The organism is Streptomyces brasiliensis (assembly GCF_014647875.1).
Taxonomy (GTDB): domain Bacteria; phylum Actinomycetota; class Actinomycetes; order Streptomycetales; family Streptomycetaceae; genus Streptomyces; species Streptomyces brasiliensis.
Map to the genome: position 1 here is coordinate 96,278 of NZ_BMQA01000018.1, position 11,796 is coordinate 108,073.

At 70.9% G+C, this 11,796-nt stretch carries 12 protein-coding genes; 9 read left to right on the plus strand and 3 right to left on the minus strand.

Going from position 1 to position 11,796, the window contains the following annotated elements:
- Window positions 1-18 precede the first annotated feature (18 nt).
- From IEZ19_RS25645 to IEZ19_RS25680, 8 genes are all read left to right on the plus strand, one after another.
- A complete protein-coding gene (locus IEZ19_RS25645; RefSeq protein WP_189313640.1) occupies window positions 19-582 on the plus strand; it encodes a 3-phenylpropionate/cinnamic acid dioxygenase subunit beta in 564 nt (187 codons plus the stop codon).
- A gap of 30 nt (window positions 583-612) precedes the next feature.
- Window positions 613-1,470, plus strand: coding sequence for an alpha/beta fold hydrolase (locus IEZ19_RS25650; RefSeq protein WP_229840754.1), 858 nt, complete (start codon window positions 613-615; stop codon window positions 1,468-1,470).
- Window positions 1,467-2,303 carry a 3-(cis-5,6-dihydroxycyclohexa-1,3-dien-1-yl)propanoate dehydrogenase gene (gene hcaB, locus IEZ19_RS25655; RefSeq protein ID WP_189313642.1) on the plus strand — a complete coding sequence of 279 codons (837 nt, stop codon included), beginning with the start codon at window positions 1,467-1,469 and terminating at the stop codon, window positions 2,301-2,303. The genes IEZ19_RS25650 and hcaB overlap by 4 nt, the downstream gene beginning before the upstream one ends.
- 59 nt (window positions 2,304-2,362) lie before the next feature.
- Window positions 2,363-3,949: a long-chain-fatty-acid--CoA ligase gene (locus IEZ19_RS25660; protein ID WP_189313643.1), complete on the plus strand. Its 1,587-nt coding sequence runs from the start codon at window positions 2,363-2,365 to the stop codon at window positions 3,947-3,949.
- 1 nt (window position 3,950) lies between these two features.
- Window positions 3,951-4,412, plus strand: a complete 462-nt coding sequence (locus IEZ19_RS25665) for a hypothetical protein (protein ID WP_189313644.1) — start codon at window positions 3,951-3,953, stop codon at window positions 4,410-4,412.
- Window positions 4,413-4,745: 333 nt separating this feature from the next.
- On the plus strand, window positions 4,746-5,873 hold the full coding sequence (locus tag IEZ19_RS25670; RefSeq protein WP_189313645.1) for a PP2C family protein-serine/threonine phosphatase: 1,128 nt from the start codon (window positions 4,746-4,748) through the stop codon (window positions 5,871-5,873).
- Window positions 5,874-6,435: 562 nt separating this feature from the next.
- The gene (gene cseB, locus IEZ19_RS25675) at window positions 6,436-7,149 is read left to right on the plus strand and encodes a two-component system response regulator CseB (protein ID WP_189313646.1); all 714 of its coding nucleotides are present in this window, start codon (window positions 6,436-6,438) and stop codon (window positions 7,147-7,149) included.
- 14 nt (window positions 7,150-7,163) lie between these two features.
- Window positions 7,164-7,556: a hypothetical protein gene (locus tag IEZ19_RS25680; protein WP_189313647.1), complete on the plus strand. Its 393-nt coding sequence runs from the start codon at window positions 7,164-7,166 to the stop codon at window positions 7,554-7,556.
- Here IEZ19_RS25680 and IEZ19_RS25685 read toward each other — a convergent pair.
- Window positions 7,553-8,713, minus strand: coding sequence for a magnesium and cobalt transport protein CorA (locus tag IEZ19_RS25685; RefSeq protein ID WP_189313648.1), 1,161 nt, complete (start codon window positions 8,711-8,713; stop codon window positions 7,553-7,555). The genes IEZ19_RS25680 and IEZ19_RS25685 overlap by 4 nt on opposite strands.
- 304 nt (window positions 8,714-9,017) lie before the next feature.
- Here IEZ19_RS25685 and IEZ19_RS25690 point away from each other — a divergent pair, with 304 nt between their 5' ends.
- Window positions 9,018-10,160 (plus strand): winged helix DNA-binding domain-containing protein, encoded by a 1,143-nt coding sequence (locus IEZ19_RS25690; protein WP_189313649.1) that lies wholly within the window; start codon window positions 9,018-9,020, stop codon window positions 10,158-10,160.
- A 16-nt stretch (window positions 10,161-10,176) separates the two neighbouring features.
- Here the strand turns inward: IEZ19_RS25690 and IEZ19_RS25695 are convergent, their stop codons facing one another.
- Window positions 10,177-10,824, minus strand: a complete 648-nt coding sequence (locus tag IEZ19_RS25695) for a LysE family translocator (protein WP_189313650.1) — start codon at window positions 10,822-10,824, stop codon at window positions 10,177-10,179.
- 152 nt (window positions 10,825-10,976) lie between these two features.
- Window positions 10,977-11,768 (minus strand): S1 family peptidase, encoded by a 792-nt coding sequence (locus IEZ19_RS25700; RefSeq protein WP_189313651.1) that lies wholly within the window; start codon window positions 11,766-11,768, stop codon window positions 10,977-10,979.
- Window positions 11,769-11,796 lie beyond the last annotated feature (28 nt).

Sequence of the window (11,796 nt, forward strand, 5' to 3'; positions counted from 1 at the left end):
AAGGGATCGAATGACACCGTGAGTACGACGACCGAGCGGCAGCCCGGCACCCGCGCCGACCGCGACACGCACTTCGAGGTCGAGCAGTTCTACTACGAGGAAGCCGCCCTCCTCGACGACGGCCGCTACGCCGACTGGCTGGATCTGCTCGCCGACGACCTCGACTACTGGATGCCCACGCGCACCAACCGGCTGCGCCGTCAGCAGGCGCTGTCGGTGGCCGCGCGGGGCGAGGCCGCGTTCTACGACGAGACCAAGGAGAGCCTGGCCTGGCGCATCCGCCGGTTCGACTCGGGCATGGCCTGGTCCGAGGACCCGCCGTCGCGGACCCGGCACCTGGTGACCAACGTGATGGTCCAGCACATGGATCCGGCCGAGAACCCGCAGTTCACGGCGGACGACCTGCATGTGCGCTCCGCGTTCCTGGTCTACCGCAACCGCCTCGAACGCGAGGAGAATGTCTTCGCCGGAAGCCGCACGGACGTCCTGCGGCGCGTCGGGGACGGCCTGCGCGTGGCCCGCCGGACGATCCTTCTGGACCAGAACATCCTCCAGGCGAAGAACATCTCGACCTTCTTCTGATCCCCCTTCTCCTTTTTGATGGGAACTGTCGTGACCGACCTCGAACTCAAGCACCACCGCGTGACCACCTCACTGGGCGAGATCGCCGTGGCCGAGACCGGCGAAGGACCGGTGCTGGTGATGCTGCACGGCGGTGGGCCCGGTGCCTCCGGTGTCAGCAACTACCACCAGAACCTCCCGGCCCTGGCGAAGCACTTCCGGGTGGTCCTGCCCGACCAGCCCGGCTTCGGCGACAGCTACCGTCCGACCGAGGAGGACCTGGCCGAGCGGTCCATCACCGAGATCGCTGTCGACGCCCTCTACCAGGCGCTCGACTCCCTCGGCATCGACACCTTCCACCTGCTCGGCAACAGCCTCGGCGGCGCGGCCGCGATCGCCATGGCCCAGCAGCGGCCCGAGCGCGTGACCCGGCTGGTGCTGATGGCCCCCGGCGGCGGCTGGCTGCCCTTCGGGCCGACGCCCACCGAGGGCCAGAAGGAGATGTTCCGCTACTACAACGGCGGCGGACCCAGCGAGAAGAAGATGGCCGCGTTCATCCGCACCATGGTCTTCGACCACAAGCAGTTCGGTGAGGACGTCGTCCGGGCCCGCTACGAGGCGTCCCTCGACGAGGGCCACATCGCCTTCTACCACCGCTACAACGCCGCCTTCGCCAAGCGCGGCGGCATGGACCCGCTCTGGCGCGACCTGCACAAGATCAAGGCGCCGACGCTGCTGCTGTGGGGCCGTGACGACCGCACCATCACCCTCGACGGCGCCCAGCTGATGCTCAAGCAGATCCGTGACGTGCAGCTGCACGTGTTCGGCCGGTGCGGTCACTGGGTCCAGCTGGAGCGGCAGCGCGAGTTCGAGGAGCTGGTCTCCGGCTTCCTCGCGGAGCAGAAATGAGCGGCGGCTGGCTGGACGGGTACGCCGTCCTGATCACCGGCGGTGGCGCCGGCCTCGGCCGCGCGGTCACCGAGCGCTTCCTCGCCGAGGGCGCCTCGGTCACCGTCTTCGGCCGCGACAAGGACCAGCTGGACGAGACGGTGGCCGCCGCCCCCGACCCGTCCCGGATCCACGCCGTCACCGGTGACGTACGGGACTCCGAGCGACTGCACGCCGCCGTCGCCGAGACTGTCGAGCGCTTCGGCAAGCTCGACACGCTCGTCGCCAACGCGGGCGTGTGGGACTACCAGCGCCGGCTCACCCGGCTCGGCGCCGAGCAGCTGGACACCGCCTTCGACGAGATCTTCTCCATCAACGTCAAGGGCTATCTGCTGGCCGCGGAGGCGGCCTGGCGGGAGCTGGTGAAGACACGCGGCAGCATTGTCATGACGCTGTCCAACGCCTCCTTCTACGTCAACGGCGGTGGCCCCCTCTACACCGCCAGCAAGCACGCCTGCCTGGGCCTCATGCGCGAACTCGCCTACGAACTCGCCCCCAAGGTCCGCGTCAACGGCGTCGCATGCGGCGGTATGAACACCGATCTGCGCGGCCCCGAGTCCCTGGCCCTCGGCGACCGCTCGATCTCCGCGTCCTTCGCCAAGAAGGGCCCGGACTCCGCGCCCCCGCTCATCCCGCTGCACGACTCCAGCACGGACCCGCGCGACTTCACCGGTCCGTACGTCCTGCTCGCGGCCCGCGACCAGAGCGGCCCCATCACCGGACACGCGATCTCCGTCGACGGCGGCATCGGTGTCCGCGGATTCGCGCACGCCGCGGGCGGCGACGACCTCTGAGCCGACGGACGACCCATCCCTGACAACCGACGACGACGAAGCTCGACGAGGAGCCGACAGTGACGAGACCCGAGCCGCGCGCCTTCGGCCCGAGCGCCGACCTCAACCCGGCCACCGCGGTCGCACGCAACGCACGCCACCAGGGCGACAGCGTGGTCGTCCGCTACGCCGGCGGCGACCTGACCTACGCCCGACTGGACGACAAGGCCGCCCGGCTGGCGAGCGTCCTGCGGGCCGGCGGCGTCGCACCTGGCGACCGGGTGGCCTACCTGGGCCTCAACAGCTCGGCATTCCTGGTGACGATGCTCGCGGTCTTCCGGCTCGGCGCCGTCTTCGTGCCGGTCAACTTCCGGCTCGCCGAGCCCGAACTGCGCGGCGTCCTCGGCGGCAGCGGCGCGATGGTGATCGTCTGCGAGGAAGGGCACCGTACGAGCGTCGAAGCGGTGCGCGGGGAGACGGAGCTGGGCCGTTTCCTGCTGATCGACGACGACCCGGAGGTGCCGGCGGCGAGCGAGGCGCCGGGCTGGGAGCCCTGGGCGCCGCTGATCGCCGACGCGCCGCCGAGCGGCGAGCCTGTGCCGCAGCATGCCGACGACCCCGCGATACTGATGTTCACCTCCGGCACCTCGGGCACCCCCAAGGGCGTCGTCCTGACCCACGGCAACGCCTGGTGGAACTCCGTCAACGTCGAACTGCGCCTGGACACCCGCCGCGGCGACGTCACCTACGCCTCCGCACCGCTCTTCCACATAGGAGCCCTGAACACCTTTGTCCTGCGTACCCTGGTCCGCGGCGGGACCGTCGTGGTGCCCCGCGCGTTCGACCCGCAGGCGTGCCTGGACGATCTCGTGACCCACCGGGTCAATTCGATGTTCGGCGTCCCCCAGATGTTCACGGCGCTGGCTCGCGTCCCCGGGGTCTTCGACAGCGACCTGAGCGCGCTGCGGTCGGTGGTGGTCGCGGGCGCCCCGGTCTCCCCGTCCCTGATCCGCCTCTACGCCGACCACGGCGTCCTCCTCCAGCAGGCGTGGGGTCTGACGGAGACGGCCCCGTTCGCCACCCACCTGCCGGCCGAGCACACCCTGGACAAGGCCGGATCCGCCGGTATCCCCATGCCGTACACCCAGGTACGGGTCGTCGACGCCGGCACCAACGAGCCGCTGAAGCCGCACGAGCCCGGCGAGATCGTGGCCCGCGGCCCGAACGTCACCGTCGGCTACTGGAACAACCCGAAGGCCACGGCCGCGGCCTTCGACAGCGAGGGCTGGTTCCACTCCGGGGACATCGGCTACTTCGACGAGGACGGCTTCCTCTACATCGTCGACCGCCTCAAGGACATGATCATCAGCGGTGGCGAGAACGTCTATCCCGCCGAGGTCGAGCGCATCCTGTCCGCCATGCCGGGCGTCGTGGACGTCGCCGTGGTCGGGGTCGCCGACGAGCAGTGGGGAGAGACCGTCGCCGCCGTGGTGACCGCGGCCGACGACGCGCAGATCACGCTGGACGACGTGCGCGAGTACGCCGCCCACCATCTCGCCCGCTACAAGCTGCCCCGCCGCCTGAAGCTCGTCCGGCCGATGCCGCGCAACGCGTCGGGCAAGCTCGACAAGGCCGTGATCCGGCGTCTGGCGACCGAGGAGAACTGAAATGATCATGGCACCCACGGTCCCGGCCGGCCTCGCCCTGGGCCCCGGCTGGAACGCCGTCCACACCTCCCGCGGCCGCGCCGCGGCGGACCTCCGGGTGAGCCGGGACGGGGTGACGGTGGACGTGCGCCTGGAACGCTGCGCGGCGGGCCGCCTGCGCGACACCTACCCGGTCGGCGCGCACGACGTGGAGGTACGGGTGGGCGCGGGGTGCCCGCAGGCGGTACGCACGGAACTGCTGCGCACGCTGACGGACGCCGTCCTCGCGGCGGACCCACGCTGCCGTCGGGTCGTGCACGCCGTGCGCGTCGGCGACGCCGACGGCCTGGCGTCGGCGAGGTCGGCCGGCTTCCGCCACGCGGTCGACGTCGACCTCGGCCGGGAGGAACTCGGTCTCCTGGTCAAGGAGCCCGACTGGGTGACGGCGACCGACATGGACCTGGACCGCGTACCGGGCGCCTGAGCACCCGGTCGCCGATCCCGTCGGCAGGTAAGAGAACGACAAGAGTTTCCGAGCCGGGCGAGCGTTCGACCTGCGGTCTTACCCGAACGTGTGAATTCTTTGGGAACTCCCATACCTACCTGGAGTCGCACACGCCGGGACAGTGACAAAGCTGGTCGTATCCGTCTACGGCCGGGAGTCTCCCGCGCTGTTCACAGCCCCCGTCGGGCAGGAACAGGGCCTCTTGTCCGACGGGCGGCCGTTCCCCGGCCCGGGTTCGTCGCTGTCACGGACCGGACCGGGCCGGGCGCGGTCACGTCGCGTGTAGGTCCCCTGCGGTGCACGGTGGGACTCATGGTTACCTGGCAGCAACGCTTCACACGGTCGTGGCGGCCGAGCCGTCTGCTGTTGCTGGTCCCTGCCGGACTCATCGGCGCGATCGTCGGCGCCGACTTCGTGACGCCGTCCGACATCGTGCTCGGCCCTCTCCTCGTTATCGCCCCCGCGGTCTCCGGCTGGTTCGAGGGCCCCGCGGCCACGGCCGGAGTGGGAGCGGCGGCGGTGGCGGCCCAGGGGTTCATCGGCTGGCGCTCCGGCATGCTGTGGACACGGAACGTGCTGGTGCAGGTGATCGCCCTGGCCGTGCTCTCCCTGCTGATCGTCGTCTTCTGCGTGGTCCGTGACCGGCGTGCCCGTGAGCTGGCGCAGGTACGGTCGGTCGCCGAGGCGGCCCAGCGTGTGCTGCTGTGGCCGTTGCCCGGCCGGCTCGGCACCCTGCAACTCGCCTCCGTCTATCTGGCCGCCGAGGAGGAGGCCGAGATCGGCGGCGACCTGTACGCGGCCGCCCGCAGCCGGGACAGTACCTGGCTGGTCATCGGTGACGTACGGGGCAAGGGCCTGCCGGCCATCGGGGAGGCGGCTCTGCTGCTCGGCGCGTTCCGCGAGGCCGCGTACCACCATGACGCCCTGCCCGCGCTTGCCGCCTCCCTGGAAGAGAGCGTCACGCGGTACCTGGCGGACTTCGAGCCCACGGACGAGGCCGGTGAACGCTTCGTGACCGCGCTCCTGCTGGAGATCCCCGACGCCGCCCCCGTCGCGCGCGTCACCAGCTGCGGCCATTTGGCACCCGTGCTGCTGCGTCCCGGCCATTCCGTGACCGTCCCGGACCTGGCGCCCGCTCCTCCGCTCGGTGTCGGCCTCACCGACCCCGACGACGTCACGGTCGACGTACTGCCCTTCGCCGTCGGCGACACACTGTTGCTGTACACCGACGGTGTCGTCGAGGCCCGCGACCGGGCCGGCGCCTTCTACCCGCTCGCGGAACGCGTCGCCCAGTGGGCCGGGCAGCCGCCCGAGTCCCTGCTCCAGCACATCCACCGTGACCTGCTCGGCCACACCGGTGGACGTCTGGGCGACGACGCGGCCCTCATCGCCGTCCACCGCACCCGCGCGCACCACCGCATGCTGCATGCAGCCGGCTGAGAACCGTTGTTCCACCGCAGGCTGAGCAGTGCGTCGGCCAGGCGTGCGGCTCGAGGGAACCCGAGGAGGAGGCGCCACGGACCACCCCGCTGCGCCCGCGACCCTGAACAGATACGTCGCGCGCCGGCGTTGAGAGGGGCCCCACCCTGTACGGGGCGAGGCCCTTCTCGCGGCCGTTTCGGTTCGGTTCTTTGTGGCCGCGAGAGGTAGGTGAGGGCGCGACGGGATGGAGTGCGTCCCTGGAGCGAGACGCAGGGTGTGAGTGAACCGCTCCGGGGCTGATGGGAGGCTCCGGACTGTCCCGAGTCCGGCGGAGTCGACTTGCTTGGTTTCAGCCCAGGCCCAGTGCTGCGTCCCTGCCCGCATTTCCCACGTACACGCTGTCGTCCACGGCGTCGGGCGCCGGCAGCCTGCGCGGCAGATATGTATCCACGGCCGCGCGGCTGTGTATCTGCCACGTATCGACCCCGCCGAAATCCGCGCTGACCAGGGGCCGAGCCCCTCCCGTACGCGGTCCGGTGGGGCATGATGGGGGACCGACCAGAACCACGCCGCCCGATGGATGCGCGTGTCTGACTCCTCTCCCGTGACGGTCCTGCTCGTCGAGGACGATGATGTGATCCGCAGATCCGTCGCGATGGCCCTGGAACGATACGGCTACCACGTGACCGTGGCCGGCGATGGGTTGACCGGACTCGAACTCTCCCGTGCAGGCGGGTACGACCTGCTGCTGCTCGACGTCATGCTGCCGGGTCTGGACGGCATCGGGCTGTGCCGCCGGATCAGGGAGACCAGCATGGACCCCATCCTGATGATGTCCGCGCGCAGCGACTCCGTCGACGTGGTCTCCGGGCTGGAGGCCGGCGCCGACGACTACGTCGTCAAGCCCGTCGACACCGCGGTCCTGGTCGCCCGGATCCGCTCGCTGCTGCGCCGGGCGGCGTACGCCCCCTCGGAGCAGCCCGAGCGGGCCGGACGTACCGAGCCGGACGGCCGGCTGGTCTTCGGCGATCTCACCATCGATCCCGCGGCGCTGGAGGTGTACCGGGACGGCGAGGAGATCGCCCTCGCCCCGACCGAGCTGCGGCTCCTCCTGGAGTTCGCGGCACACCCCGGCGTCGTGCTGAACCGCCAGACCCTGCTGCGTAACGTGTGGGACTACGGCTGGGACGGCGACTCCCGGGTCGTCGACCTGTGCGTCCAGCGGCTGCGCAAGAAGATCGGCGCCGACCGCGTCGAGACGGTCCGCGGCTTCGGCTACAAGCTGCGGCGCTGAACCGGAGGGCCGAGATGCCGATCGTACGGGGACTGCTGAACCCCCGTTCCGTGCGCTGGAAGACCATCTTCCTGGTGACCCTGGCCTGCGCCGCGATGGCACTGACGGTCGGTGTGCTGGTGCACGAGTCGACCCTGAAGCGGTCGATGCACGAGGGCGCCGGCAAGGCCGCCGAGGCGCTGACGAGGGCGATCCAGGACGCCCGGAACTCCGGCGAGGCACCGCCTCTGGCGGCCCCCGGCGACCTTCCCGACCCCCTGCTGCGCCAGGTGCGGCTGCACGGCGAGGGCACCTTTTACGAGGACAAGCGGTACGCGCGTCCGCAGGCACCTGGCCGAGACGACGGAGAGGGACCCGGACAGCGCCGAACACTTCATCACCGCTCTGCTGGTGGCTGGCCTCTCTAGAGCCAGTCCCGCCGCTTGAAAATGAGGTACAAACTGATGCAAACCACTCCCATCAGTCCGATCGCGAAGGGATAACCGAACCCCCAGTGCAGCTCGGGCATGTGGGAGAAGTTCATGCCGTAAATAGTGCCAACGAGTGTGGGAGCAAACAGAATCGCGGCCCAGCTCGAGATCTTCTTGATCTCCTCGTTCTGTTCGAAGCCCGCCTCCGCCAGCGCCCGCATCTCCGCGTTCTGCTGCTGGGTGACCAGGGTCGCGTTGACCGTGAGGATCTCGGTGAGGGCCTGGCGGAAGCCGTCGACTCGTTCGCTGGTGTGCGTGACGTGGTCGGCGACGTCGCGGAGGTAACGCTGGAGTTCCTCGTCGGTCTCGTACTTGGCGAACCCGGCGATCAGGCTGTGCAGCATGCCGACCAGGGGACGCGTGGCGCGCTGGAACTCGACCATCTCGCGGGAGAGTTCGTAGATACGGCGGGAGACCTCGGGATCGCCGCGGAAGACCTCGGTCTCGATCTCGTCGATGTCGTTCTGGACGCCGGAGACGACCGGCGCGTAGCCGTCGACCACCGCGTCCAGGATCGCGTACAGGACCGCTTCCGGGCCGAGTTTGAGCAGGTCGGGGGAGTCCTCCATGCGGGTGCGGACCGCCGAGAGATCGGGCGCCGCGCCGTGCCGGACCGTGACCACGAAGTCCGGGCCGACGAACACGTGCAGCTCGCCGAAGTCGACCTCCTCGGGCGCGTCGAGGTAGCGGGCGGCGCGCAGGACGACGAACAGTGTGTCGCCGTACCGCTCCAGCTTCGGGCGCTGGTGCGCCTCCAGCGCGTCCTCGAGCGCGAGCGGATGCAGGTCGAATTCCTCGGCCAGGGAGAGCAGTTCGTCCGCGGTGGGACGGGCGAGGCCGATCCACGCCATGCCGGACGGCTGCCGGCGCAGTTCGCGGTACGTCTCGGCGAGCGTGGTCGGCAAGGAGACTCGCACGCCGTCGCGGTAGAGGGCGGCCTGCACGATGCTGACCGTCTCCGCCGGTTCCGCGGCCGGCTTCGCGGTGGTGGGGGCAGGTGGCTCGGGCGTGGGCGGCTGGGCCGGGGGCTGGGCCCGGCGCCAGACGGGCTTGCGGGAGTTCCTGGAGGCGGGGCGGGCGCGTCGCTCGGGCATCGCGGGCTGCCTCTCGGTCGTTCGAGCCTACGGCGGTGCGTCACCGCGTAGGGCGGGTCTCGCCTACGGCGGCCTGTCACCACGTAGGGCAGGTCGGGCCCACGTCGGCGTGATCACCGCGCGGGACGGGCGTGCCTACCGGCGTGATCGACGAGCAGGATATCCGGGGCACACGGAGTCGGCGCCGGGACGGGGTGCGGGAATCGGTGAGAGTTGCGGACCGAAGGTGTCCGCAAGGGCCACTAGCGTGCCGGACATGATGAAGCGGAGCACCGGGGAGCCGGGCGTCACGAAGCGGAGCCCCATGAAGCGGAGCACCGGCGAACCGGGCGCCGCGAAGCCGGGCGCCGCCCGAGCGACGGCGCCCCTCATCGGTACCCGCGCGCTGAACCGTGCCACCCTCGAACGGCAACTGCTCCTGCGCCGATCACCCCTGTCCGCCGAAGCCGCCCTGGCCCACCTCCTCGGCCTCCAGGCGCAGAACGTCCAGCCCCCGTACCACGCGCTCGCCGCCCGGCTCGACGGCTTCTCCCCGGAGGACCTCGCACGGCTCATGGCCGGCCGCGCGGCCGTCCGCATCGTCACCCTGCGCTCCACCATCCACACCCACACCGCCGACGACGCCCTCACCCTGCGCCCGCTCGTCCAGCTTGCCCGGGACCGTGAACTGGCCGGTTTCCGCAAGGGGTTGGCCGGTGTCGATCTGAATCGGCTTGCCGTACTCGCCCGTGAGCTGGTCGAGGAGGAGCCACGCACCATGGCGCAGTTGCGCGCGGCCCTGCTCGCCGAGTGGCCGGACGCCGACCCGCAGTCCCTTGCCATCGCCGCCCGCTGCACGCTCCCTCTCGTCCAGGTCACCCCGCGCGGACTGTGGGGCCGCAGCGGCCGGGTCGCCCTCACCACCGCCGAGCACTGGCTGGGCCGCCCCGCCGAACCGGTCCAGGCGCCGGACGCCACGGTGCTGCGCTACCTCGCCGCCTTCGGACCGGCCTCCGTGCAGGACATGCAGACCTGGGCCGGACTCACCCGCCTGCGCGACGCCTTCGAGCGGCTGCGCCCCCGGCTCGTCACCTTCCGCGGCCCGGGCGGCACCGAACTCTTCGACCTCCCCGACGCCCCACGCCCCGACCCGGACACCCCGGCTCCGCCCCGTTTCCTGCCCGAGTTCGACAACCTGCTCCTCTCCCACGCCGAGCGCACCCGCGTCGTACCGCCCGAGCACCGGGGCCGCACCTGGCGGGGCAACCAGGCCCATCGTGCCCTCCTCGTCGACGGGTTCCTGGCGGGCGTGTGGAAGCTGGACGAGCGTGCCCTGGTGGTCGAGGCCTTCGGCCGGCTCACCAGGGCCCAGCGCGAGGAGGTGATGGCCGAGGGCGCGCGGATGCTCGCGGTGCTGCATCCGGGCGCCGGGTACGACATCCGGTTCGGCACGGTCGTACGGCCGTAGCGGCGGACGCGCGGTCTCAGTCGGCCCGTCCCGTCACCGCCACCGTCAGCCCCAGACCCACCATCGTGAACCCACCCGCCCCGCCGATCAGCGACAGCCGTCGGTCCGAGCGGGCGAACCAGGTGCGGGCCGCCGACGCGGTCAGCCCCCACAACGTGTCCGTGACCAGGCCGATGGAGATCGGGACGAGGCCGAGCAGCAGCATCTGCAGCGGTACGTGGCCGGCCGGGTGGTCGACGAACTGGGGGAGTACGGCCGCGAAGAAGACGACACCCTTCGGGTTGGTGACGCCGACCAGGGCGCCGTCCAGCACGGTGCGCAGATCGCCGCGGGCCGGAGCCGCGGGCGTCGCCCGGATCGCCGACGCCTTCAGGTCCTTGCGGTGCCGGAAGGCCTGGACGCCCAGGTACACCAGATACGCGGCGCCGGCCAGCTTCACCGCCAGATACACCGTCACCGAGCGTTCGACCAGCGGGCCGATGCCCAGTGCGACCGCGACGACGAGCAGGTACGAGCCGACGACGTTGCCGATCGCCGTCGCCACGGCCGTGCGCCGCCCGTGGGCGAGCGCCCGGCCGATCACGAACAGCACGCTGGGACCCGGGATCACGATGACCAGCAGGGACATCGCGGCGAAGGCCAGGAACCGGTCCGCGGAGACCACCAGCGTCACTCCTTCGTGTGCCGTGCCGTGCGCCGGCCCATTCAAACAGGGCGCGGCAGACATGGGTAGGGGGGCGTTGCGGGCCGCTCGTGGTGGCTCGCAACGCCCCCCTGGCACGGTCCTGAGGGGTACTCAGGAGTTCTCTTTCCGGGTCAGGAGTCGACCTGCGTGGTCACCAGGTTCGAGAAGGTGGTCAGCCGGGTGTAGACACCCGGGTAACCGGCCTCCGCGCACCCCTCTCCCCAGGAAGTGATCCCTGCCAGGACGCCCCCGATGAGCAGGGGACCGCCGCTGTCGCCCTGGCAGGTGTCTACGCCGCCGGACGCGTATCCGGCGCACACCATGTCGGACTGGATGAAGTCCGAACCGTAGGAGCCGCGGCAGCTGGAGTCGGACACGATCGGGACGGTCGCGGTCCGCAGCTGGTTCGACGGGCTGCCGTTCTCCGAGGTGGTGCCCCAGCCGAGGATGCGGGCCGTGGTGCCGGCCGCGTACACACCCGTCTGGGAGGAGGAGACGTACGACGCCGTCGTGTACGGCATCGAGGTCGAGAGGGTCAGGACGGCCACGTCGTCGCCGTCGTTGGCGTCCGTGTAGTCGGGGTTGATCCAGATCTTGCTGACCCGGCTGACCGTGCCGTTGGTGCCGTTGAGGTACGTCCGGCCACCGACCACGCGGAGGCTGCCCGTGGTCTCGCCGACCATGCAGTGCGCGGCCGTCACGACCTTCTTGGGCGCCACCAGGGTGCCACCGCAGAACTGGTTCTGGGCCGCGTCCGTGATCTGCATCATGAACGGGTACGCGGTGGTCGTGGTGGTCGTGCCGCCGACGACGGGCTCCGGAGCGGCGACCGCCGAGGGGGCGGCGATCAGCGCGGTCGTGGCGGCGGCAGCGGTCGCCAGGACGGCGGCGGCGGTCTTTCTTGCACGGGTGAGCCCGAACATGAGTCTCCTCGTGGGGGTTTGCCGGTGG